23 protein-coding genes and 1 pseudogene are annotated in these 23,621 nt (G+C 36.9%); 7 read left to right on the top strand and 17 right to left on the bottom strand.

What is annotated here, in order from left to right:
* Positions 1 to 5: 5 nt before the first annotated feature.
* A complete protein-coding gene (locus OC529_RS11570; RefSeq protein ID WP_000204727.1) occupies positions 6 to 992 on the top strand; it encodes an L-lactate dehydrogenase in 987 nt (328 codons plus the stop codon).
* 252 nt (positions 993 to 1,244) lie between these two features.
* On the opposite strand, the gene OC529_RS11565 is transcribed toward OC529_RS11570, so the two are convergent.
* From OC529_RS11565 to mutY, 9 genes are all read right to left on the bottom strand, one after another.
* Entirely contained in the window at positions 1,245 to 4,499 is a 3,255-nt protein-coding gene (locus OC529_RS11565) for a DEAD/DEAH box helicase family protein (RefSeq protein ID WP_262082224.1), read from the bottom strand.
* 21 nt (positions 4,500 to 4,520) lie between these two features.
* Entirely contained in the window at positions 4,521 to 5,471 is a 951-nt protein-coding gene (locus tag OC529_RS11560) for an Abi family protein (protein WP_000658132.1), read from the bottom strand.
* Positions 5,472 to 5,580: 109 nt separating this feature from the next.
* Positions 5,581 to 7,452, bottom strand: coding sequence for an Eco57I restriction-modification methylase domain-containing protein (locus tag OC529_RS11555; RefSeq protein WP_262082223.1), 1,872 nt, complete (start codon positions 7,450 to 7,452; stop codon positions 5,581 to 5,583).
* 73 nt (positions 7,453 to 7,525) lie between these two features.
* Positions 7,526 to 7,780 carry a type II toxin-antitoxin system RelE family toxin gene (locus OC529_RS11550; RefSeq protein ID WP_007284771.1) on the bottom strand — a complete coding sequence of 85 codons (255 nt, stop codon included), beginning with the start codon at positions 7,778 to 7,780 and terminating at the stop codon, positions 7,526 to 7,528.
* Position 7,781: 1 nt separating this feature from the next.
* Complete coding sequence (gene relB, locus OC529_RS11545) at positions 7,782 to 8,024, bottom strand: type II toxin-antitoxin system RelB family antitoxin (protein ID WP_050223090.1); 243 nt, start codon at positions 8,022 to 8,024, stop codon at positions 7,782 to 7,784.
* Positions 8,025 to 8,114: 90 nt separating this feature from the next.
* On the bottom strand, positions 8,115 to 8,924 hold the full coding sequence (locus OC529_RS11540; protein ID WP_054384038.1) for an MBL fold metallo-hydrolase: 810 nt from the start codon (positions 8,922 to 8,924) through the stop codon (positions 8,115 to 8,117).
* Position 8,925: 1 nt separating this feature from the next.
* Positions 8,926 to 10,275, bottom strand: a complete 1,350-nt coding sequence (vicK, locus tag OC529_RS11535) for a cell wall metabolism sensor histidine kinase VicK (RefSeq protein ID WP_050259788.1) — start codon at positions 10,273 to 10,275, stop codon at positions 8,926 to 8,928.
* Complete coding sequence (gene yycF, locus OC529_RS11530) at positions 10,268 to 10,972, bottom strand: response regulator YycF (protein ID WP_173306810.1); 705 nt, start codon at positions 10,970 to 10,972, stop codon at positions 10,268 to 10,270. Before yycF ends, vicK begins: the two co-directional genes overlap by 8 nt.
* A 55-nt stretch (positions 10,973 to 11,027) precedes the next feature.
* A complete protein-coding gene (gene mutY / locus OC529_RS11525) occupies positions 11,028 to 12,203 on the bottom strand; it encodes an A/G-specific adenine glycosylase (protein WP_262082222.1) in 1,176 nt (391 codons plus the stop codon).
* An 85-nt stretch (positions 12,204 to 12,288) separates the two neighbouring features.
* Between mutY and OC529_RS11520 the strand changes: the two genes are divergently transcribed.
* Complete coding sequence (locus OC529_RS11520) at positions 12,289 to 12,441, top strand: hypothetical protein (protein ID WP_050242747.1); 153 nt, start codon at positions 12,289 to 12,291, stop codon at positions 12,439 to 12,441.
* A 227-nt stretch (positions 12,442 to 12,668) separates the two neighbouring features.
* On the opposite strand, the gene OC529_RS11515 is transcribed toward OC529_RS11520, so the two are convergent.
* The gene (locus OC529_RS11515) at positions 12,669 to 14,339 is read right to left on the bottom strand and encodes a formate--tetrahydrofolate ligase (RefSeq protein ID WP_262082221.1); all 1,671 of its coding nucleotides are present in this window, start codon (positions 14,337 to 14,339) and stop codon (positions 12,669 to 12,671) included.
* 229 nt (positions 14,340 to 14,568) lie between these two features.
* Here OC529_RS11515 and coaB point away from each other — a divergent pair, with 229 nt between their 5' ends.
* The 5 genes from coaB to OC529_RS11490 all read left to right on the top strand — a co-directional run bounded on the left by coaB (position 14,569) and on the right by OC529_RS11490 (position 17,599).
* Positions 14,569 to 15,258, top strand: a complete 690-nt coding sequence (gene coaB / locus OC529_RS11510; RefSeq protein WP_262082220.1) for a phosphopantothenate--cysteine ligase — start codon at positions 14,569 to 14,571, stop codon at positions 15,256 to 15,258.
* Between the two features lie 11 nt (positions 15,259 to 15,269).
* Positions 15,270 to 15,821 carry a phosphopantothenoylcysteine decarboxylase gene (gene coaC, locus OC529_RS11505; RefSeq protein WP_262082219.1) on the top strand — a complete coding sequence of 184 codons (552 nt, stop codon included), beginning with the start codon at positions 15,270 to 15,272 and terminating at the stop codon, positions 15,819 to 15,821.
* The gene (locus tag OC529_RS11500; RefSeq protein WP_000747412.1) at positions 15,805 to 16,368 is read left to right on the top strand and encodes an ECF transporter S component; all 564 of its coding nucleotides are present in this window, start codon (positions 15,805 to 15,807) and stop codon (positions 16,366 to 16,368) included. The genes coaC and OC529_RS11500 overlap by 17 nt, the downstream gene beginning before the upstream one ends.
* Before the next feature lie 176 nt (positions 16,369 to 16,544).
* Positions 16,545 to 17,072, top strand: coding sequence for an ECF transporter S component (locus OC529_RS11495; RefSeq protein WP_077805212.1), 528 nt, complete (start codon positions 16,545 to 16,547; stop codon positions 17,070 to 17,072).
* An 11-nt stretch (positions 17,073 to 17,083) separates the two neighbouring features.
* Positions 17,084 to 17,599 carry a transcription repressor NadR gene (locus OC529_RS11490; protein ID WP_000164966.1) on the top strand — a complete coding sequence of 172 codons (516 nt, stop codon included), beginning with the start codon at positions 17,084 to 17,086 and terminating at the stop codon, positions 17,597 to 17,599.
* On the opposite strand, the pseudogene OC529_RS11485 reads toward OC529_RS11490, so the two are convergent.
* The 7 genes and pseudogenes from OC529_RS11485 to OC529_RS11455 all read right to left on the bottom strand — a co-directional run.
* Positions 17,596 to 17,736 (bottom strand): annotated as a pseudogene (locus OC529_RS11485) (NUDIX hydrolase); the annotation flags it as partial. The gene OC529_RS11490 and the pseudogene OC529_RS11485 sit on opposite strands and share 4 nt — an antisense overlap.
* A 77-nt stretch (positions 17,737 to 17,813) precedes the next feature.
* Entirely contained in the window at positions 17,814 to 18,779 is a 966-nt protein-coding gene (locus tag OC529_RS11480; protein WP_049544192.1) for a substrate-binding domain-containing protein, read from the bottom strand.
* Between the two features lie 103 nt (positions 18,780 to 18,882).
* Positions 18,883 to 19,827, bottom strand: coding sequence for an ABC transporter permease subunit (locus tag OC529_RS11475; protein WP_004248623.1), 945 nt, complete (start codon positions 19,825 to 19,827; stop codon positions 18,883 to 18,885).
* 1 nt (position 19,828) lies between these two features.
* Positions 19,829 to 21,307, bottom strand: coding sequence for a sugar ABC transporter ATP-binding protein (locus tag OC529_RS11470; RefSeq protein WP_262082218.1), 1,479 nt, complete (start codon positions 21,305 to 21,307; stop codon positions 19,829 to 19,831).
* A gap of 13 nt (positions 21,308 to 21,320) precedes the next feature.
* Positions 21,321 to 21,719 (bottom strand): D-ribose pyranase, encoded by a 399-nt coding sequence (rbsD, locus tag OC529_RS11465; protein WP_050971367.1) that lies wholly within the window; start codon positions 21,717 to 21,719, stop codon positions 21,321 to 21,323.
* Positions 21,694 to 22,605, bottom strand: a complete 912-nt coding sequence (rbsK, locus tag OC529_RS11460) for a ribokinase (protein WP_050971368.1) — start codon at positions 22,603 to 22,605, stop codon at positions 21,694 to 21,696. Before rbsK ends, rbsD begins: the two co-directional genes overlap by 26 nt.
* Positions 22,605 to 23,579: a LacI family DNA-binding transcriptional regulator gene (locus OC529_RS11455; protein WP_000207600.1), complete on the bottom strand. Its 975-nt coding sequence runs from the start codon at positions 23,577 to 23,579 to the stop codon at positions 22,605 to 22,607. Before OC529_RS11455 ends, rbsK begins: the two co-directional genes overlap by 1 nt.
* Positions 23,580 to 23,621: the final 42 nt, after the last annotated feature.

The following is a 23,621-nucleotide window of genomic DNA, read 5'->3' as shown; positions in this document are numbered from 1 at the left end:
GAACAATGACTTCAACTAAACAACACAAAAAAGTTATTCTTGTCGGTGATGGTGCTGTAGGTTCATCTTACGCTTTTGCACTTGTTAACCAAGGAATTGCACAAGAGCTTGGAATTATCGAAATTCCACAATTGCATGAAAAAGCTGTTGGTGACGCGCTTGACCTTAGTCACGCCCTTGCCTTCACTTCACCTAAAAAAATCTATGCAGCTCAATACTCTGACTGTGCAGACGCTGACCTTGTTGTAATCACTGCAGGTGCTCCTCAAAAACCAGGTGAAACACGTCTTGACCTTGTAGGTAAAAACCTTGCTATCAACAAATCAATCGTAACTCAAGTTGTTGAATCAGGTTTCAAAGGTATCTTCCTTGTTGCTGCTAACCCAGTTGACGTTTTGACTTACTCAACTTGGAAATTCTCTGGTTTCCCTAAAGAACGCGTTATCGGTTCAGGTACTTCACTTGACTCAGCTCGTTTCCGTCAAGCACTTGCTGAAAAATTGGATGTAGATGCTCGTTCAGTTCACGCTTACATCATGGGTGAACACGGTGACTCTGAGTTCGCTGTTTGGTCACACGCAAACATCGCTGGTGTAAACCTTGAAGAATTCCTTAAAGACACTCAAAATGTTCAAGAAGCTGAATTGATTGAATTGTTCGAAGGTGTTCGTGATGCAGCTTACACAATCATCAACAAAAAAGGTGCAACATACTACGGTATCGCAGTAGCCCTTGCTCGTATCACTAAAGCAATCCTTGACGATGAAAATGCAGTACTTCCACTTTCAGTATTCCAAGAAGGGCAATACGGAGTTGAGAATGTCTTTATCGGTCAACCAGCTGTTGTTGGTGCACATGGTATCGTTCGTCCAGTAAACATTCCATTGAACGACGCAGAAACTCAAAAAATGCAAGCATCTGCTAAAGAATTGCAAGCTATCATTGACGAAGCATGGAAAAACCCAGAATTCCAAGAAGCTTCTAAAAACTAATTTAACTATAGACAACTCCTTGAATCATCAGGGAGTTGTTTTTTTCTGTATTATAGTAGGTTGAAGTTGAAATAGCACCCCATTACTCTAAAACGTTGTTATAAAATGCTTTAAATCCCTAATCAATTTGTTCATATCTTATTTCAATTCATTATACATCTTCCCACAATAAAACGCATAATACCAAGGATTGTCAATACCTTATCTTATGCGTTTTTTCTGATTTCAAAGAATTTTGACTCGGCCTTCTTTTTAATTATCTTCAAAATAGGAATCAACCAACTCCTGAACTCTTCCTTCTTTAGCCGCTGGAATAGTATCTTCTAAAACAAAATTCTTCCTACTAATATCTTTAGAAAGATTTCCAAAAATAAAATTAGTCGAGATATTATAGATAATCTCAGACGGAGCAAATCCATAAACCTGATTCTCTAAAATATGCTTCAAACGTTTTTCAGAATCTGGAAATAATTGTTTCAAACCATCACTATTATAGAGGCGTTTAACCAATTCTGCAATATAGAGACCTGACTTCATATATAAATCAATAAAAGTTTTAGATGAATCTTCAAATATCCCTGGATTTTCCTTTTCTAAATCATCTACCATCCTTTTTACCACACGTTTAGGCGTGAAAATCTGGTTGGTCTTCTGCGGTGGAATATAATCAAAAATATCTTCTTTTTGATCTTTAAAATAATCTGCCAACTCCTTTTTCTTGCGGAGAAATTCTTGAATAGCTTCGTCAAATGTTGCTTTATCAAAGAGATGCCCTGCAAAATCTTGTCCACCATCTCTCAAATAACGAAATTGGTCAATCGTAATACCAGTCACCTCAAAGAAGACTTGCTCAGGAACAAAGGTATCAAAATTATCAAGTATTAGAGATTGATTACCATAGGCCATAATAAAACTTGGAATGGTTCTTGCAAATCCACGAAGATGGTCACGAATCTCATCTTGAGCTGATTGTTTTAACTGTTCAACCCGTTTTATCTCAACCTGTTCGATAAACTTCTCAGGCATTTTTTCCACTTCTTTTTTGAGTGTTTGCTCTAGTTTTTCTTTGTGAATGAGATTATTTTCTTCTAAACGTTTATCCAAATCTTCTTGAATCTTATCTTTTTGCTCCTTATCATTTGCTTCCTTGAGTTGTTCTTTCAACTCTTCCTTGATATGAGCCTCAGAAATTTTACGTTCTATCTCATTTTTTCGAATTTCATTCTCAAATGTTTTGGAAATTTCTTTCTTGATTTGTTCTTTTTCCCTCGTTTTAAGGTCATAGCCTGCTTCCAATTCTTCTACAATCACTGGAGAAACTGTCTTACTCAAATCATTAACCAGCTGTTTTTGAGTTCTGTCCTCATCCTTAGTGAACAAATCTGAAACGGATTGACTAAGTCCATAGACTTTTTCACCAAAAAGTCGCATTTGCTGATTAACTACAATTTCATGGTCAACTACTGCATTGCCCTCATCATCTACTGTAACATCTGAAAAGTCTAATAGTTCAGAAGATGTTTGTAACTTGCCTTCCTTTTCAACTGGGAGTTCATTTAAAATGTCTAGAACTGTTTGACTAGCTTGGAAAATACCGCTGATATTATCAAATAATAGATTGGACATAAAGCCTCGTTTAAGAACTTCTCTAGCTTTAATCTGGCGAGGGATAGTTAGAACCGCCTTGGCATCAATTTCAACCATCTTACCAGCACGATCTTCAGCTATGACAGGGAAGAAATTTAGTAACTCTCTGATGTTTTCTTCACGAGTTGTCGAAGTCCCGCCGCCTCCTGCAGTCGCAAGCGATAAGTTGTTGGCAAACTCATCAAAGAGAATCAAGGTTCTTTCCGGCGCAAAGTCAAATACATAGGATTTTTCTTTGCGGAAATGATTTCCTTTGTTATCGGTCCATGAATATGGGTTCTGAGCACGAAATGCAGCTTGCATATAAAGAGCTGGTGATTTCAAATTTGATAACATCAATACACCTGTCCATTCAGGTATGGTGACCCCTGTCGTCAACTGACCAACGGAGAGGGTAATGGTTTTGTCATTCTCTGCTATCGCTTTTCTAACCAAGTCCAAGGATTTGAGTTTGACTTTATCGTCATCCTCAGACATACGCCCGTCGCCAGCAGCTAACACAATCTCATAATTTTCATAGATGGGATGTTCTTCTAGTAGAGCTTTTAAAGCTTTAGCTGAGGCTACACGTTCTAACAGCCAAAAAGTATGCTTGAGTTCATTACGAAGTTCTTTGGTTGAAAATGGATACTTTTCATTGCTTGATAGAGTATTTAGCCAATTTCTGACATCTTGCTCATGGATAAATTTCCCTTTATCATCTGTAGCGAAAAATTCACTCAAGTCAAAAGCATAGTCTATATTCTCTCCATCAAGTTGAGCACCTTTTTCTAACTCCTCACCAATCATCTGAGACATTTGATAGGTAAAGAGATTCAACTGAGGCAAGCTTTCATAAGGGTTTTCCTCTTCTTGCTCAGGAGACCAAGTAGATTTGGCAGACTGTTCATCCGCATAAGACCAGTTGTAAATCTGCTCCTCTGTAAAATCTCCTTTAGCCAATGCTTTAAATGGTGTACCTGACAAATGCAGAGTAAAATTCCGTCGAATCTTGTTAAAAGCCTGGTCTGTCTTAAAGGTATCTACTCCTTCGTGAGCCTCATCTATAACCAATAAATCCCAATGGATATCTGTAACCCATTTGAGTTTATTATGCTCTCCACCTAGATAAGCAGATCCTTTCAAATCTTGGAGACTGATAAAAGCAAGTTGTCTTACATCGTCATCTAAAATACCAACAAATTCTTTACGTGACAAGGTTGGACGATTTTTAAGACTGTCTGATTCTGAAACAAACTTGTAAGTCGTTTGACCTGCTATGAATTTTTCAAAATCATCATACCATGAGTTAGCAATGGCAGGGCGGTTTGTTACAATCAGGACATTAACAGCTTCCATTCGACGAACTAGATCATAGGTAGACAAGGTTTTACCAAAGCGTGGCTTGGCATTCCAAAGGAACTTACCTCCTAGATGATTCTTGAAATAAGCTAATGTCTTAGAAACTGCTTCTTCTTGCTCTTGTCGCAGAGTATAGTCCTGTCCTTGGCCAGGCTGATAACCTGACAAATCATGCTGAACAAACTTATCGAAGAGATTTTTAGATTTTTCAGGAGTTCCATTAAAATAGAACCATTCCGTCTTAGGACGACGTTCCACATCATGGAAAGAAAGGAAATGGTGGAAATCATGGTCCTTAAAAGTCTTTCCCTTATCAGGTTCTTCCGTATAAGCTGCATCTCCAGTCCATAAAACATCTGTATCTATATGAGCAGTATGCGTTTGCTCTTTAATCCGTTGTGTGACATCACGCTCCGTATAACCAATCTTAATCCAGCCCTCATTGCTAGTTACCGTAGGGGTGGTGTAAGCATAGATTTTAGGATGAATTTCTTTCGAGGTTTTAATTTCTACTGGCATAAGTATTCCTTTTTTAAAAAACTAAGATAATTTTTCTAACTCTGTTAAATCGATTCCCATCGTGTTTAAAATATCATCAAATACTACAGTTTTAAATTCATCAGCATACTGATTGAATAAATTCATTAAAGCTTTATATAATCTTTGAAAATCTTTCTTATCAAGTACAATTTTTAAAAATAGAATAACCACTATGAAACGTTTATTATCATATCTCCTTATCCCAAAATGATTTGCTATTTGAGATATTCTGACATTTCTTAAATTAACATTATACAGTCGTTCATCATGTGCACAGATATTTCTAACTAGATTAGCCACTTTCAAACATGCACTTAAATCTGCACTAGATAGTCTAAATGTATTGTCTTTATTTTGTATTCTATATTTATCTGTATAAAATTTTGCAATGATATTCTTTGTACTATCCGTTAAAATATTGTAAAAATTAGCAATGTTTCCCATTGTAAGAAAATTAACTAAAACCCAAAGTGGTACTTCCCCATGTTCCTCAATGTAATGTTTAATAGCGCCAGTTCTATCTACCTTATCATGAATCGTCTTGGTTAAGATAGAGATTTGTTGAAGAACTTTTTTAGGATCATTGTCTACAAAATTTGCAATATCTAAATAAGCATTCTTACGAGGGTGTTTTTTAGAGAATTCATATGCAACTGTGGTCTTTATTGAATTTTCGAATATCAATAAATATTTCAATAATAATATCCTTAGCTCTCTATCAAATAAAAACAAGGCCTTTAGTTCGTTAAAGTGGGTTCCTTTTTGATAAATTTCAGGTTCAACAGGTCGATTATTGCTGTCCTTTACTAAAAATAAATCTTTATAACCGTTTATAACATTGTAATAGTTTTCTTGTTCTAAAAATCTCTTTGGCTTTCCATTCGTTGGGACTACAACACCCCTATTTCTTAAGATTGTTAACTGTTGATTAAATGTTTTATGTTCCTTCAAACTTATCTCCTATAAAATAAAAAGGGTCAGGGCATCGTATGCTTCCTGACCTAATCCTATATATCTATTATAGATCACTGAGCGCTATTTGTCAAATAAAAATACTTCTCTAATCCATCTCCCTTACATGTGTCTCAATAAAGGCAATTTCCTCAGGAGAAAGGTCATATTTTTGATAGAGCTGACGGTCAATATCAGCCACTGATTGTGTCCAATCAATGTCCGAATTGACCGTAAAGTCTTGGAGAGGGACGTAATACCAAGTTTTGCGTGAATTATGCTGAGTAACTTTCAAAACACCTAATAATACTCTAGCGAATTTAGTTTTAATAAATTTAATACAAGCATCGGCTTCAAATTTTGTTTTAAAATTACCAATAGATAAAAAAGTATCTGTATGCCCGATTAGGGGTTCCCCGATTAGGGGTGTTGATAAGACTTCACCTAAGGCACCACTTCCATTAGCTTCTGGTACAAAAACATTATAATTTTCGAATGTTTCTGGTAAATCTAAATATTTTTTATTGATATATCGATAAACACGTTCGGAGCCAATTCTTCCAAGTAGAGCAACATGGTCTTTTTCTTCTTTGTTTTTGAAAACAAAATCTAACTGAGTTAGTGATTTCGAAACAATTTTATTTTTTGTCCCTTTTCCTTGCAGCTTTTCAGCATTTGGATAATCAGAAAAAAGTTGATTTGAAAATCTATAAATACCTTGAGGATAAACTAAATCAGAAAAAGTTTCAAAGTCTGGATGTTTTTCTATTTTTTTTACAATACTATTCAAAGATTCAAAAATAGTAAATACTCCGATTGGTCCCAAATCTTTATCGGCATCACGATAAGTTATTGCTACTCCACCCTTAATATCTGTTCCTGTAAATACTTTACCGCTTTTAAGTTCATAGAATTGAACTTTTAAATGCTTATCTTCAAGCATCTTTTCCATCCAATTTTTAGGAGTTTGACCAGCTTTAAATAAAAATCTTGCTGGGGTGATTAGTATCGATTTATCTGCGATTTTAATAGCTTCATCAATAAAAAAGTGATAAATTGGTTCATCTCTAGCTTCCCCTGTTTCCTGATATGGCGGATTTCCTATCACGACATCAAATTTCATTTCACTTTCCTCGCTAGATAGGCACTCAAAACCTATCATTCTATTCTTTTTCCAGTCTTTGATTTGAGTTTTAGATTCTTCTACTTCTTGAATTTCTAGCTCATCTGTAAACAAGCTTAGTTGTTGAGATTGTCCTTGGCTAGCTGAATAAGGACTATTTTTTTCCAATCCATCCATCTGAAAGACATTGTAAGAGATAATAGTCGCAATTTCTTTCTTTTGCTCTAATGTTGGTTGATTTCCAATCTTTGCAAGATAATAGTCCTCAAAAGTTGCCAAAAGATTTTCACGCGCCAAAAGTAGAGAGTCCCCTTGGTACTCATAACCATACGAAGCACGATAAGCTTCTTTTATAAGTTCATAAAAGGCGACTTCATCTGAAACCTCACGACTAATCCGTTGTAGTTTTCTATCTACAAAACCAACACGCTCAGATAATGGAATTTCCTCACCAGTTACTGTATCATAACGCGTTACCATATAAGGTGCTTCACCACAGGTAATTTCTAGCCAGCGCACTTGGATATAATCTTCAAGATCCAGAGCTTCAAGTTCAGCTTCCACGTAGCCATTTTGCTTTTCAACTAACCAAGTTGGCGTAAAAACTTCGGCTCTAATCTTGGTTCGGTCTTTTTGCTCATACTTAGACTTTTCTGATCTGGGTTGAATCAAGTTTGCATAGGCTCCTGTCACCCTACTCGGAGTGATACGATTACTTGGAGCAAATCCCTTTCCCAACAATTCATAAGAATGTGTCGCCCAAACAATATTTTTCTTTGTCGTTCGATCTTTTAAAAGAATTTTTAATAAGTCAGCCGATTCTTTAGCTAAACTTTCTTCACTAATATCTATTGTCATAAGCAACCTTTCTTATATTGTAAGCCCTATTATATCATATTTTAAAGAATAAAAATTTACTTGGAAAAGTAATTCAATAAATATCTCTCCGATGACCAACTTCTAAAGTAGCAATGACTAATTCATCATCTACAATTTGTACGATAACTCGATAATTACCAATTCTATAGCGCCATTGACCAACGCGATTACCAACCAAAGCCTTTCCGTGTCGTCTTGGATCCTCCAAAACATTGGTTTGTAAATAGTTTGTAATTAGCTTCTGCGTATAACGATCCAATTTTTTCAATTGCTTGATGAAACGTCTTGTTGGAACTAATTTATACAAATTATTCATCCTCCAAGCCTAAATCATGCATCATTTCTTCCCAAGTAATGGGTTCAACTCCTTTTTCCAAGTCTTCTAAATACTCTTGATAGGCTAAATCTGCCACACGAGCATCGTATTCGTCTTCTAGAGCTTCGAGAGTTTTGGTGCGGATCAGTTCCGACAGGGAAACTCCTTCAAACTTAGCCATTGCTTTCATAAATGTTTTATCAGCTTCAGAAACTTTTAATGTAATAGTAGCCATCTTTTGTACTCCCTTTTTTAACGGTAACACTATTGTATTACTTTTTAGGTGTTCAGTCAATATAAAAAGAACACCTTCTCAGCGTTCTTTCTATATATCTGTCAATGGTGTTGCGGTATCTGGTGAGGTATCATAAACCTTAAAGTCTACTCCAACTCCCAGATCAGCTTGTGCTAGCTGGTTGACCATGGTCATGTGAGCCAGCTCCTTGATATTGTTCTCTTTAGACAAATGTCCTAGGTAGATTTTCTTAGTGCGATTTCCTAAGGTGCGAATCATAGCTTCAGCACCGTCCTCATTAGAAAGATGACCGAGATCCGATAGGATTCGTTGTTTGAGTCGCCAAGCATAAGATCCTGCTCGCAAAATCTCTACATCATGGTTGGACTCGATAAGATAGCCGTCCGCATTTTCGACAATTCCTGCCATACGGTCACTGACATAACCTGTATCTGTCAAAAGGACAAAACTTTTATCATCTTTCATAAAGCGATAGAACTGCGGTGCGACTGCATCATGGCTTACACCGAAACTCTCGATGTCAATATCTCCAAAGGTTTTGGTTTTGCCCATCTCAAAGATATGCTTTTGCGAAGAATCCACCTTGCCAAGATATTTACTATTTTCCATAGCTTGCCAGGTCTTTTCATTGGCATAAAGATCCATACCATACTTGCGAGCCAAAACACCCACTCCATGGATATGGTCTGAATGCTCATGTGTAATCAAGATGGCATCCAAGTCTTCTGGCTTGCGATTTATTTCAGCAAGTAGGCTGGTAATTTTCTTACCAGACAAGCCTGCATCCACTAAAAGCTTCTTTTTTGGGGTTTCCAGATAAAAGGAATTTCCACTGGAACCCGACGCTAAAATACTGTATTTAAAGCCTATTTCACTCATTCTAGTCTTCTACTTCATCCTCCCATACTTCTTCTTTCACTGCATCCTTATCATAAGGGAGCACAATGGTAAAGGTTGATCCCTTACCGTATTCACTCTTGGCCCAAATAAAGCCCTTATGTTGTTTGATAATTTCTTTGGCAATAGACAGTCCTAGACCTGTACCACCTTGTGCACGACTTCTAGCACGATCCACACGATAGAAACGGTCAAAAATACGTGGCAAATCCTGCTTAGGAATCCCCAAACCGTGGTCAGAAATGGATAAAATCATCTGGTCTTCAGTTGTCTTCATTCTGACAGTGATTTTACCCCCATCTGGCGAATACTTAATGGCATTATTTAAAATATTGTCGACAACCTGCGTCATCTTATCTGTATCAATTTCCATCCAGATAGAATTGATAGGATAATCTCTCACCAACTCATATTTTTTCTCCTTTTCCTGTCCTTTCATCTTGTCAAAACGATTGAGGATAAAGGTAATAAAAGCAGTAAAGTTAATCAGTTCCACATCTAGGTGACTGGTAGCATTATCAATCCGAGAGAGATGAAGGAGGTCCGTTACCATGCGCATCATACGGTTGGTTTCGTCCAGAGACACCTTGATGAAGTCTGGTGCTACAGTTTCACACAAAGCTCCCTCATCCAAGGCTTCAAGATAAGATTTAACACTGGTTAAGGGTGTCCGTAGCTCATGGCTAACATTGGAAACAAAGAGTCTTCGTTCGCGTTCTTCCTTCTCCTGCTCCGTCGTATCATGCAAAACAGCCACCAGACCCGAAATAAAACCAGACTCTCGACGAATCAAGGCAAAGCGAACTCGAAGGCTTAGATATTCGCCATTGATGTCTTGGGAATCTAGCAACAATTCTGGACTTTGGGTAATCAAATCACGCAATTCATAGTCTTCTTCTATCTTGAGTACTTCCAAAATGCTTCTATTCAGAACATCTTCTTTAACCAACCCCAGTTGCTTCTTGGCTGTATCGTTAATCATGATAATCTGACCCCGACGATTGGTCGCAAGAACCCCATCCGTCATATAAAACAGGATACTATTTAGCCTCTTACTCTCTTGTTCTAGATTTTCCTGAGTGAGACGAATAACCTCCGACAAGTCATTCAAATTATTGGTAATGTTGGTGATTTCAGACCCACCTTGCATATCAAGAACCTTGGAATAATCTCCTGCAATCAAATCTTTAACCTTTTGATTGATTTGCTTCAATCGAATATTATCACGTCTATTCTCTAGTAATAGAAGGGTCACAACAAGGATGAAACCTAACAAAATCAGGATAAAGATAAAATCTCTGGTAAAAATGGTTTGTTTCAGTAAATCAAGCATTATTTCTCATGTAATACCCTACACCACGGCGCGTCAAGATATACTCTGGTCGGCTAGGCGTATCTTCAATCTTCTCACGCAGACGTCGGACAGTCACATCAACTGTACGGACATCACCAAAATAGTCATAACCCCAGACAGTCTCAAGCAAGTGTTCGCGCGTAATGACTTGACCTGTATGCGATGCCAAATGATACAAAAGCTCAAACTCACGATGGGTTAAGTCTAGTTCTTCGCCATATTTTTTAGCCACGTAGGCATCTGGAACAATTTCTAAATCCCCAATTTGGATAGGTTGAGGTTTACTTTCTGCTTCCTGCCCATCTACTGGCATAGGTTGAGAACGACGCAGCAAAGCTTTAACACGCGCCTGCAACTCACGATTGGAGAAGGGTTTTGTCACATAGTCATCTGCCCCAAGCTCCAAACCGATGACCTTATCAAATTCGCTGTCTTTAGCCGACAGCATGATAATAGGCACACTGCTGGTCTTGCGAATGGTCTTAGCAACTTCTAAACCATCAATTTCTGGAAGCATCAAATCCAGAATAATAATATCTGGCTGCTCTGCTTCATATTGCTCTAATGCTTCACGACCATTAAAAGCAGTTACAACTTCGTAACCTTCCTTGGTCATATTAAACTTGATAATATCCGAGATTGGTTTTTCATCATCTACAATTAATATTTTTTTCATTTGTTCACCTTTTTCTCTACTATTATACCAAAAAAATAGCAAGAAGACACAATAGCTAGTCTTTACTACTGTCTAAGTTAGCTTTTGCATAAGCCTGCCAGATTTTTTGTTGGGGTTTAGCAAGCGGAACATCCTTGAACTCTTCTGGTGAAAGCCAGCGAACTTCCCTATCTGAAAAGTCATGGAAGTCACTTACCTGACCTGCTACAATTTGAACACGCCACTTTCGATGACTAAAGACATGCTTGACAGTCTCAAAACAAACATCAAGCCAATCAACTTCTAGGTCATAGTCCTGCTGGAAACTCTCTTCTGGACTGGGGCCAAAGTTTATACTTTCTTCTGCGACCTGATGGAAGAGGTCAAACTGCTCCTCTTGCGAAAAGTCATCTACTTCTATCAAGGGAAAATGCCAAAATCCTGCCAACAACTTTTCACTTTCATTTTTTTCAAGTAAAAATTGTCCCTGAGCATTTTTTACAACTAAGGCTTTTAGATAAATGGGAACTGGCTTTTTCTTGGGAGCCTTGATTGGATAACGGTCCATTGTGCCATTCTGATATGCCGCACTAAAGTCCTTAACTGGGCTTTCTTCTGGTCTGGGATTTACAGGAGCCTCAATATCAGATCCTAAGTCCATCAAGGCTTGATTAAAGTCACCCGAACGTTCTGGATCAATCAAGATTTCCATCATTGCCTGAAAAATTTTGCGATTACTTGGAATCCCAATATCATGGTTGACTTCGAACAGACGGGCCAAAACACGCATAACATTACCATCTACAGCCGGCTCAGGCAAATTAAAAGCAATACTGGAAATGGCTCCTGCAGTGTAAGGACCAATCCCTTTCAAGCTGGAAATTCCTTCATAGGTGTTTGGAAATTGACCACCAAAGTCAGTCATAATCTGCTGGGCTGCAGCCTGCATATTGCGTACTCGAGAATAATAACCCAAACCTTCCCAAGCCTTCAACAAACGCTCTTCAGGCGCATTCGCCAAACATTCTACTGTTGGAAACCAGTCCAAGAATCGTTCGTAGTAAGGAATAACCGTATCCACCCTAGTCTGCTGGAGCATAATTTCAGATACCCAGATGTGATAAGGATTTTTACTTCTACGCCACGGTAAATCTCTTTTGTTTTCATCATACCAAGTGAGGAGTTTCTGACGAAAAGAAACAATCTTCTCCTCCGGCCACAGAACGATACCGTATTCTTTCAAATCTAACATATCTCTAGTATAACACAGAAGACTCTAACTGTCCTTTTCCTAGTATTAAAAAGCCTCTTCCCAAGAGAAAGAGGACTAATACTCAATGAAAATCAAAGAGCAAACTAGGAAGCTAGCCGCAGGTTGCTCAAAACACTGTTTTGAGGTTGTGGATAGAACTGACGTAGTCAGCTCAAAACACCGTTTTGAGGTTGCAGATAGAACTGACGTAGTCAGTAACATCTATACGGCAAGGTGAATCTGACGTAGTTTGAAGAGATTTTCGAAGAGTATAGTAGATTGAAATAGACTGTGAACAAATTGATAAGGAAATTTTAAAGTAATTCCTAATAATGCTTTAGAAACTATGATGTACTATTCTAAATTCAATACACTATATAAATCTTATTGATGAACTGCTTGCAGTCTGAGAAAAAATGAGTTTGGATATTATTTCCAAACTCATTTAAAGTCAATTTCAATATACTAGAACAAGCCTAGAACGGTTCCATCACTTTCAACATCCATGTTGAGAGCAGCAGGTCGTTTTGGAAGTCCTGGCATGGTCATGACATCACCAGTTAAGGCAACGATGAAGCCTGCACCTAATTTTGGCACCAATTCGCGAATGGTAATTTCAAAGTTTTCAGGTGCTCCAAGTGCATTTGGATTGTCAGAGAAACTGTACTGAGTCTTAGCCATACAGATTGGTAATTTGTCCCAACCATTTTGAACAATTTGAGCGATTTGCGTTTGAGCTTTCTTTTCAAAGTTCACTTTGCTACCACGGTAGATTTCAGTAACAATCTTTTCAATCTTTTCTTGAACAGAAAGGTCATTATCATACAAACGTTTATAGTTAGATGGGTTTTCAGCGATAGTCTTGACAACCGTTTCAGCAAGTGCTACTCCACCTTCTGCACCATCAGCCCAGACACTAGCCAATTCAACTGGTACATCGATTGAGGCACAAAGTTCTTTCAAGGCTGCAATTTCAGCTTCTGTATCAGATACAAATTCGTTAATAGCTACGACTGCTGGAATACCGAACTTACGAATATTTTCTACATGGCGTTTCAAGTTAGCAAAACCTGCACGAACCGCCTCCACATTTTCCTCTGTCAGAGCATCCTTAGCCACGCCACCATTCATCTTAAGGGCACGAAGAGTTGCTACAATAACTACTGCATCTGGAGATGTTGGTAAGTTTGGTGTCTTAATATCAAGGAATTTCTCAGCACCAAGGTCCGCACCAAAACCAGCTTCAGTAACTGTGTAATCAGCCAAGTGAAGGGCTGTGCTTGTTGCCAAGACTGAATTACACCCATGAGCAATATTGGCAAATGGACCACCATGTACAAAGGCAGGTGTACCGTAAATTGTCTGAACCAAGTTTGGCTTAATCGCATCCTTCAAAATCAAAGCCAAGGCACCTTCAACCTGCAAATCACCTACAGAAACAGGGGTACGGTCGTAACGATAACCGATAACGATATTAGCCAAACGGCGTTTCAAGTCCTCGATGTCTGTTGCCAAGCAAAGAATTGCCATGATTTCGGAAGCAACGGTAATGTCAAAGCCATCCTCACGAGGAATACCGTTTAGAGGACCACCAAGTCCAACGGTCACATGGCGAAGGGCACGATCATTCAAGTCCACTACACGTTTCCAGAGGATACGACGTTGGTCAATTCCCAACTCATTCCCTTGGTGCAAGTGGTTGTCAATCAAGGCAGAAAGTGCATTGTTGGCAGTTGTAATCGCATGCATATCTCCAGTAAAGTGGAGGTTGATGTCTTCCATTGGCAGAACTTGTGCATACCCACCGCCAGCAGCACCACCCTTAATCCCCATTACTGGACCAAGAGATGGTTCGCGAATAGCAATCATGGTTTTCTTGCCAATCTTGTTCAAGGCATCCGCAAGACCAATGGTAATGGTTGATTTTCCTTCACCTGCAGGTGTTGGGTTGATAGCAGTAACCAGAATCAATTTTCCAACTGGATTGCTCTCAACTGCACGAATTTTATCAAAGCTGAGCTTAGCCTTGTACTTTCCGTACAACTCCAAATCGTCGTAAGAAATACCAAGTTTCTCTACAACATCAACGATTGGCTTCAGCTCAATACTCTGTGCGATTTCAATATCTGTTTTCATTCAAAACTCCTCTAACCTCTTATATGATAATTCATTATAACACAAAACAAGATTTTTAACATCCTAAAACTCTCTAAACGTTCGTAAATATCCCTATTTTTTAGGTTTTTAGAGTCCTTTCTTAAATTTTATATGGCTTTATAGTTTAAAACTATAGTTAATCTTCGTTTTTACCAAAAATTTATCACTTTCATTTTACTTACCGTTTATTTTTGTGTACAATAGTCCTATGAAAATTTTAGTTACATCGGGCGGTACCAGTGAAGCTATCGATAGCGTCCGCTCTATCACTAACCATTCTACAGGTTGTTTAGGGAAAATCATCACAGAAACCTTGCTTGCTGCAGGGCATGAAGTTTGTTTGATAACAACAAAACGAGCTGTGAAGCCAGAAGCCCATCCTAACCTAAGTATTCGAGAAATTAACAATACCAAGGACCTTCTACTAGAAATGCAAGAACGTGTTCAGGATTATCAGGTCTTGATTCACTCAATGGCGGTGTCCGACTACACTTCTGTTTATATGACAGGACTTGAGGAAGTTCAGGCTAGCTCCAATCTAGAAGAATTTTTAAGCAAGCAGAATCATCAGGCTAAGATTTCTTCAACCGACGAGGTTCAGGTCTTATTCCTGAAAAAAACACCCAAGATCATCTCTCTAGTCAAGGAATGGAATCCTGCTATTCATCTGATTGGTTTTAAACTACTAGTTGATGTATCTGAAAATCATCTAATTGACACTGCTAGAAACAGTCTTATCAATAATCAAGCAGACTTAATCATTGCAAATGACCAGACTCAAATTTCAACAGACAAGCATCGTGCTATCTTTGTTGAGAAAAATCAACTTCAATCAGTTAATACTAAGGAAGAAATTGCAGAACTCCTCCTTGAAAAAATTCAAGCCTACCATTCTTAGAAAGGAAAGATATGTCACATATTCTCTTGGCTGTAACAGGGTCAATCGCCTCTTACAAGTCGGCAGATTTAGTCAGTTCTCTAAAAAAACAAGGTCATCAAGTCACGGTTTTAATGACTCAGGCCGCTACAGAGTTTATCCAACCTTTGACACTACAGGTCTTATCACAGAATCCTGTCCACCTTGATGTCATGAAGGAACCCTATCCTAATCAGATTAATCATATCGAACTTGGAAAAAAGGCAGATTTATTTATCGTAGTCCCTGCAACAGCTAACACAATTGCAAAGCTAGCCCACGGCTTTGCGGACAACATGGTAACCTGTACGGCTCTAGCATTGCCCAGTCATATTCCTAAACTAATAGCTCCTGCTATGAATACAAAAATGTATGACCATACAGCAACTCAGGCTAATCTGAAAACATTAGAAACCTACGGCTATCAGCTGATTGCTCCTAAGGAATCCCTACTAGCTTGTGGAGACCACGGACGAGGAGCTTTAGCTGACCTCACAATTATTTTAGAAAGAATAAAGGAAACTCTCGATGAAAAAACGCTCTAATATTGCACCTATTGCTATCTTTTTTGCAACCATGCTCGTGATACACTTTCTGAGCTCACTTATCTTTAACCTTTTTCCATTTCCAATCAAACCGACTATCGTTCATATTCCTGTCATTATTGCCAGCATTATTTACGGTCCACGCGTTGGAGTTACACTTGGATTTTTGATGGGGCTACTTAGCTTAACTGTTAACACGATTACAATTCTACCGACAAGTTACCTCTTCTCCCCATTTGTACCAAACGGAAACATCTACTCAGCTATCATTGCCATCGTCCCACGTATTTTGATTGGTTTGACTCCGTATCTAGTTTATAAACTGATGAAAAATAAAACTGGTCTGATTCTAGCTGGTGCCCTTGGTTCACTTACCAATACAGTCTTTGTACTTGGTGGAATTTTCTACCTTTTTGGAAATGTCTTTGATGGTAATATCCAAAAACTCCTAGCAACTGTTATCTCTACAAATTCGATTGCTGAATTAGTTATTTCCGCAGTTCTAACCCTAGCTATTGTTCCACGACTACAAACCTTGAAAAAATAAAAACATTCTCCGCTTTCAAACCTGAAGGTGGAGATTTTGTTTGAGGTAGTTTCTTTTTAGTGAAATCTTTACTAACTTTTAACTTAAAAACGACCTATAAACTTAAGTAAATCCTTGCTTTATTGTCTTGTTTATTGTACTATACTAGTGTATATACAGACAAAAAGGAGATTCTTATGAATACACGGAAAAAGACACAATTTATGACAATGACTGCTCTTTTAACGGCTATTGCGATTTTGATTCCAATTGTTATGCCTTTTAAGATTGTCATTCCACCTGCTTCTTACACTTTGGGAAGCCACATTGCTATTTTTATTGCCATGTTCTTATCGCCCTTGATGGCTGTTTTTGTCATCCTAGCCTCTAGTTTTGGATTTTTGATGGCTGGCTATCCCATGGTTATCGTATTTCGAGCTTTTTCCCATATCTTTTTTGGGACTCTAGGAGCTCTTTACCTACAAAAATTCCCCGAAACCCTTGATAAACCAAAATCTTCCTGGATTTTTAACTTTGTTTTAGCGCTTATCCATGCCCTTGCTGAAGTATTGGCCTGTGTCGTTTTTTACGCAACTTCTGGTACCAATGTAGAAAATATGTTTTATGTTCTATTTGTGCTAGTTGGATTTGGTACAATTATCCATAGTATGGTAGACTATACATTAGCACTAGCTGTCTATAAAGTGCTTCGAAAACGCCGTTAAAAGGAAGAACTATGACAAAAAATCGCAAACAAGCCCTGCTCCAACTCTTGAAAGAAGCTCCTAAAGCCCTCAACGGCCAAAGTTTGGCTGAACATTTTCATGTCACACGTCAGGTCATTGTACAAGACATTGCAATTTTGAGAGCCGATGGCGCTCCTATCCTATCCACTAATCGTGGCTACGTCTATAAGCAAGTTGATGTCAATCCATACGTCCACAAACTTTTCAAAGTGAAACATGAAGTTGAAGAAATCGGTCAAGAACTCCTTGCTATCGTAGATAATGGAGGGCGTGTCCAGAATACCTTGATTGACCATCCCGTTTATGGAGAAATTGAAACCTTGCTGAAACTGTCTTGTCGCAGAGATGTGCAACATTTTCTAGAACAAGTCGAGCATTCTGACTTTAGACCTCTGTCTGAATTGACAGATGGCATCCATTACCACCTAGTCGAAGCTGAAACACAACAAGACCTCCACTATATCGAGGAGGCCTTGGATCAGCTCGGTTATTTAGTAAAAGACTAGAAAATTTTCTTGTCCCAGCCATCTTCAGTACGGTGGCCGTAGAAAAACTCTGACTTGTCAGGAGCTTCCATCATCTCCATCAAGGGTAACATATCATAGGCCAGATCCAAGTTTGGAATCTGGTCTTTTTGCACCCAAAAGCTCAAATAGTAACAATGATATTTAAAAACTACATTGAATGAAAATTAACAACTACCTACTTACTAAAAATATATCACCAGTTATGTTGATCAACATTATCCTTAGTCACAAGATAAATTGGAGAAACTGTTTCTTTTTCCAGTTTTTTCCCTTGATAATGATCGATTGCTGATTGAATAGCAATTTCACCCATCTTAGCTGGTTGCTGAGCAATAGTGGCAGTAATATCACCTTTTGCAATAGCATCATGTGCATCTGGTTGACCATCAATACCAACAATTAATACATTGCTAAGACCAGCTGCTTTTACTGCTTGTGCAGCTCCTAACGCCATCTCATCATTCTGTGCAAAGATTGCTTGTACTTCTTTGTTTCCTTGAATCATATTTTGCGCTGTATTCAAAGCTTTTGCGCGATCAAAATTAGCGGATTGACTAGAAAGAACATCTAAATTTGTCTTTGAAATTTGTTCAAATCCTTTACCTCTATCTACAGTTGCAGAAGCTCCAGGGACTCCTGATAATTCAAAAGTTTTTGCTTTTTCTCCCAATTGCTTGGTAATAAATTCTGCAGCCATTTTACCTGCTTCTACGTTATCAGAAGCAACAGTTGTCAAGACTTCACCGCCATTACTACCGCGGTCAATTAAGATTACTGGAATATTTGCATTATTAGCAGCTTTAATAGATGTTACAATTGCATCAGAATCAACTGGATTAATTAGTAAAGCATCTACATTTTGACTAATAAAATTTTGAATATCATCTGCTTGTCTAGCAGCATCATCTTGTGCATCTGCTATCTTCAAAGTTACTTCTTTTTCTCTTGCGGCTTTTTCAAGACCATCTTTCATAGCTACAAAATAGGGATTGTTAGTAGTCGAAATAGAAACTCCTAATTTTAATTCTTTTGCCGACTTTTGAGTCGTAGATTTATTATCATTTGATGAATTTCCTAAACCAGTTTTTCCACAAGCTACTAAAGCAAAAATAAATGTTACAAACAAAGCAAAAATGCTAATTTTTTTAATAATTTTCATGTTATTACTCCTCGTAATATATATCTATAGGGATAGTTTCCATCCCGACTATTGTTCGTCATCTAATAAATTATTACTATTTCCAAAAAAATTGAAAATGATTCTACTGTTTTACAACTTTAAAACGATCAATCAGAACAGCAATTAAAATTACAACTCCTTTTACTACTTGCTGCCAAAATGCTGAAACACCAATAATATTAAGTCCATTATTCAAAACTCCAATAATTAAAGCACCTATTAGAGTCCCCAGTATACGACCTTTACCTCCTGATAATGAGGTTCCCCCAAGAACAACAGCTGCAATAGCATCCATTTCATAACTAGCACCTGCTGTTGGTTGAGCAGAACTTAAGCGTGATGTTATAATCAATCCAGAAATTGAAGCCATTATACCTGAAATTGAATAAATGATAATTTTCACTTTATTTAGTTTCACACCTGATATATATGCTGCTTTTTCATTCCCCCCTATAGCATACACAGATTTACCAAATGCTGTTTTATGAAGTAAAACATATAAAACAATAAATACAATAAACATAATAATTACAGGAAATGGAATTCCGACTATATAACCTTGCCCCAAAAATTGAAATAAGAATGTATCACTTAATCCTTTTGTAATAGGATTCCCATTTGTATAAACAAGTGTTGCTCCCCTAAAAATAGTCATAGTCGCTAAAGTGACGATAAATGGAGCTAATTTCCCGTAGGAAATCAACAAACCATTCATCATCCCCAGAATGCAACCCAAAATTAAAGAGATGAGAATTGCTAATGTAACAGGCATTCCAGATCCTAATAAACCAGCTGTTAGCGCACTGGATAAGGCTAAAATTGATCCTACTGATAAATCGATTCCACCTGTTAGAATAACAAAAGTCATTCCAAAAGCAATCAGTGCATTTGATGTTACTTGCAATAGTAAATTTAACAGATTATTTGCTGTTAAAAAATTTGAATTAATAATAGTGATGACAGCCATTAAAATTATCAATGCTATTACTGTTGTCAATTCTGACATATACTTCATAGTATTTTTCACACTATTGTCCTCCTGTAGCTAGTTGCATAACTTTTTCTTGTGTAGCTTCTTGACGTGTTAATTCTCCACTAATTCTTCCTTCATGCATGACCATAATGCGATCACTGACTCCGATCACTTCTGGTAAATCTGAAGATACCATAATAATCGGCACACCTCGTTCAGCCAATTCATTCATTAATTGGTAAATTTCACGCTTAGCACCAACATCTACCCCACGACTTGGCTCATCTAGAATCAGTACTTTTGGAGCAATACCTATCCATTTTGCTAAAACTACTTTCTGTTGATTACCACCAGAAAGTGTTCCAACTTCCTTATCTGGATAACCTGATTTAATTCGTAGCCTATCAATTAAACGTTGTACAAATATATCACTTGTTTTATTATCAAAAATACCATTTTTAACAAAATCTCGAGTACTAGGTAAAGTCATATTATCTTTAATAGAAAAATCTAAAATCAATCCCTCATCTTTACGATCTTCTGTTAAGAAACCAATTCCATGCTTAATTGCTTCAAAAGGATTTTTAATTATCAGTTGTTCTTCGTTTATTATAATTTGACCAGATTTTAAAGAATCAATTCCAAAAATTGCTCGCATTATTTCAGTACGACCAGCACCCATCAAACCAGAAAAACCAAGAATTTCCCCTTGACGTACATAGAAAGAAATATCCGTAAAAGCATCACCAGAAAGATTCTTAGCTTGAAAAACAATATTCCCAATCTCAGCCTTTTTTTCTGGATAATAATCTTCTAATTCACGACCTACCATCTTCTGAACTAATTCATCCGCATTGGTTAACTTCGTTTTCTTGGTATCAATTACAAACCCATCCCTCATAACAGTTATAAGATCTGTAATCTTAAAGATTTCTTCCATCCGATGTGAAATATACACAATACCTACACCATCAGATTTTAATCCTTCTATCACTTTAAAAAGTGTTTCAGTTTCACGATCAGTTAAAGCTGCTGTGGGTTCATCCATAATTAACAAGGAAACTTCTGATAATAAACATTTTGCTATTTCTATCATTTGTTGTTGTCCGACTGATAATTGACCAATGATTGCATCGAGAGGAATAGAGATATTAAGACGTTTAAATGCTTCTTTAGCTTTCCTTTCCATACTAGCCTTATCTAGAAACCCAATCGAATTTTTTATTTCTCTTCCTAAAAAAAGATTATCAAGTACAGTCATATCTGGCCAAGTATTCATTTCTTGATGAATAAAACTCAATCCAAACCGTTCTGCCTCTTGAGGATTAGAAAATGTTTTTTCTTTTCCATCAATAAAAATAGTTCCTGAAGTAGCTGGAAAAAGTCCAGTTAAAATATTCATTAAGGTTGATTTGCCTGCACCATTCTCCCCCATTAAAGCATGAACTTCTCCTGAATTAAGAACCAAATCAATACTTTCTAAAACACGATTATTCCCAAAAGATTTTGAAATGTTCTTCATTTCAATTTTCATAGGCAACCCCCTTCTAAATAATAACTCCTGATTGCAAGATTATATTCGAATATGGTGTATCTTCCCCAGTGCGAATAACTGCTTTAACTTTAGTATTCATAGCTTTCAATTCTTCATGACTAATATATTCAATAATTATATTCGATCCTAAAAGATCTAGAACTGCATGCCACTGTTCTTTGTTTTTTTCCTTAATTTCTTCTGCTAAGAAAATTTTTTCAATAAGTACATGATCTGAATATTCTTTTAAAACCTCTAAAAAACTTGGACTACCTTTTCTTAATGCTAAATCAATTTTATCAACACCTTTTGGAACTGGCAATCCTAAATCTCCGATACAAACCAAATCCATATGACCTAAATCATCAGCTAGTTTTGCTATATTACTATTTAAAATCCCATATTTCTTCATATCCTGAATGCTCCTTTATTTCTTTCAAACTCGGCATGCCTCCTTGCGCTCCAAATCTTTGAACAGAAAGATGTGAAGCAATCGTTGCAAAGGACAATGCAACATTCATCTCTTTTCCTTTTGAGATAGCATAAGCAAAAGCACCATTAAACGTATCTCCTGCTCCTGTAGTATCAACTACTTCTGCTTTTATAGCAGGAATCTTCTGAACTGCTGTCCCATCATAATAAATAGAACCTTCAACTCCTAATGTCACAATCATTTTATTAGGATAAATTTTAATAATTTCTTCTAATTTCTTATCTGGAAAAAGCTCTGAACATTCATGCTCATTAGGAGTAATAAAATCACAAAAAGGAATCATCTCTATGTCTGTTTCTCTAGCTGGTGCAGGATTGTAAAGCACCTTAACTTGATTTTCTTGACAAAATTTAGCTATAGATAGGTTGGCTTCATGTGGTATTTCATTCTGTAATACAACAATACTTGCATCACTAATCAATTCCCACTCATTTTTCCAATCATTTGTTTTAACTAAATTATTCGCTCCGGGATAATAAATAATCCTATTATCACCTCCATATAAAGTAATTTGTGCAGCTCCTGTAGATTGTGGTACCGTTCCCACATGTTCTGTAGAAATATTATTATTTTGCAAATTACTTAGTAAATCTTCTGAAAAAATATCTTCTCCGACGTTTCCAAATATGTAAATATTATCTTCTACACTGGATAATCTACCAATAGCTACAGCTTGATTTGCACCTTTTCCACCTGGAACTATATTAAATGAATCCCCAAAAATCGTTTCACCTCCTTCTGGAATCCTTTTTGTTCTCATAACTAAGTCCATTGAAATACTTCCAACAACAACAATTTTACTCATTACTTTCTCCTTAATGTATTTCTTTCTACGTATCTAACAGGTAGTTTAATTTTAGCTTCATCTATAGAGAACTTATTTGCCATATTATAGATTAGCTTTGCAGCCTGTTCTCCCATTTTATATGATGATTGGTGAATAGTTGATAAAGAAGGGTAAATAAATTGACTAAGTACAATATCGTCATAACCAATGATTTGAATATCATCTGGAATTTTTTTACCAATTGCTAAAATTTCATGAATATAAGCTATCGCATGAATATCTGAAGGTGCTATAATACTATCGATATTGGGATTTCTTTTTAGATTCTCTTTAGCTTCTTTTTGAATTTTTTCAAAGTCAAACGTTTCACTTTCTTCAATACAAATTTCTAAAGATTTATTCCTCAAATAGTTTAAACTTGCTTCAAACCGTTCCGCGATATTCTCGGCTTTATCATCTAAAACTTTAATAATCAGAACTTGTTTAGCACCTGCATTACAGATTGCTTCAGCAGCCAAACGACCACCTGACTGATTATCAGAAAAAACACCGTAACCTGTATCTTTACTAATTCGATCAACCACAACAACAGGTAATGATAAATCTGGATATTCTTTTGTGAAGTCATGTGTAGTAATAATTCCAGCAGCATTTGTTTTCAACAGTAAATTAACATATTCACTCAAAGATTCTTGGTCTGAAATCGTACCAACCATAATTCTATAACCTTTATCTTTCAAATATGATTCAGCTCCTCGAACCAATCTTGGGAAGAAGGGATTTGAAATATCTGGCAATAAGAGTCCCACCATTTGGTTTTTTTTGGTTTTCAAAGATTGTGCTAATACATTTGGTGTGTAATTTAATTTTTTAATCGCATTTTTTATTTTCTCTCTCGCATCATCTCCAACATAACCTTTTTTTGATATATATCTTGAAACCGTTGATTTTGATACTCCAGCTTCTTCAGCAACCTGTTTTATTGTAGTCATCATTCCTCCTTCTTACGTTGTGGAACCGTTCCCTTATTCTAT

The organism is Streptococcus sp. Marseille-Q5855 (genome assembly GCF_946901985.1).
In the GTDB taxonomy this organism is placed as follows: Bacteria; Bacillota; Bacilli; order Lactobacillales; family Streptococcaceae; genus Streptococcus.
This window is presented reverse-complemented; position numbering and strand designations above follow the sequence as displayed.

Excerpts from the sequence above, each read along its gene's own strand:
- OC529_RS11570 (WP_000204727.1), top strand. The coding sequence starts at position 6 with ATGACTTCAACTAAACAACACAAAAAAGTTATTCTTGTCGGTGATGGT.
- OC529_RS11565 (WP_262082224.1), bottom strand. The coding sequence starts at position 4,499 with ATGCCAGTAGAAATTAAAACCTCGAAAGAAATTCATCCTAAAATCTAT.
- OC529_RS11555 (WP_262082223.1), bottom strand. The coding sequence starts at position 7,452 with ATGACAATAGATATTAGTGAAGAAAGTTTAGCTAAAGAATCGGCTGAC.
- relB (WP_050223090.1), bottom strand. The coding sequence starts at position 8,024 with ATGGCTACTATTACATTAAAAGTTTCTGAAGCTGATAAAACATTTATG.
- OC529_RS11540 (WP_054384038.1), bottom strand. The coding sequence starts at position 8,924 with ATGAGTGAAATAGGCTTTAAATACAGTATTTTAGCGTCGGGTTCCAGT.
- vicK (WP_050259788.1), bottom strand. The coding sequence starts at position 10,275 with ATGCTTGATTTACTGAAACAAACCATTTTTACCAGAGATTTTATCTTT.
- yycF (WP_173306810.1), bottom strand. The coding sequence starts at position 10,972 with ATGAAAAAAATATTAATTGTAGATGATGAAAAACCAATCTCGGATATT.
- mutY (WP_262082222.1), bottom strand. The coding sequence starts at position 12,203 with ATGTTAGATTTGAAAGAATACGGTATCGTTCTGTGGCCGGAGGAGAAG.
- OC529_RS11520 (WP_050242747.1), top strand. The coding sequence starts at position 12,289 with ATGAAAATCAAAGAGCAAACTAGGAAGCTAGCCGCAGGTTGCTCAAAA.
- OC529_RS11515 (WP_262082221.1), bottom strand. The coding sequence starts at position 14,339 with ATGAAAACAGATATTGAAATCGCACAGAGTATTGAGCTGAAGCCAATC.
- coaB (WP_262082220.1), top strand. The coding sequence starts at position 14,569 with ATGAAAATTTTAGTTACATCGGGCGGTACCAGTGAAGCTATCGATAGC.
- coaC (WP_262082219.1), top strand. The coding sequence starts at position 15,270 with ATGTCACATATTCTCTTGGCTGTAACAGGGTCAATCGCCTCTTACAAG.
- OC529_RS11500 (WP_000747412.1), top strand. The coding sequence starts at position 15,805 with ATGAAAAAACGCTCTAATATTGCACCTATTGCTATCTTTTTTGCAACC.
- OC529_RS11495 (WP_077805212.1), top strand. The coding sequence starts at position 16,545 with ATGAATACACGGAAAAAGACACAATTTATGACAATGACTGCTCTTTTA.
- OC529_RS11490 (WP_000164966.1), top strand. The coding sequence starts at position 17,084 with ATGACAAAAAATCGCAAACAAGCCCTGCTCCAACTCTTGAAAGAAGCT.
- OC529_RS11480 (WP_049544192.1), bottom strand. The coding sequence starts at position 18,779 with ATGAAAATTATTAAAAAAATTAGCATTTTTGCTTTGTTTGTAACATTT.
- OC529_RS11470 (WP_262082218.1), bottom strand. The coding sequence starts at position 21,307 with ATGAAAATTGAAATGAAGAACATTTCAAAATCTTTTGGGAATAATCGT.
- rbsD (WP_050971367.1), bottom strand. The coding sequence starts at position 21,719 with ATGAAGAAATATGGGATTTTAAATAGTAATATAGCAAAACTAGCTGAT.
- rbsK (WP_050971368.1), bottom strand. The coding sequence starts at position 22,605 with ATGAGTAAAATTGTTGTTGTTGGAAGTATTTCAATGGACTTAGTTATG.
- OC529_RS11455 (WP_000207600.1), bottom strand. The coding sequence starts at position 23,579 with ATGACTACAATAAAACAGGTTGCTGAAGAAGCTGGAGTATCAAAATCA.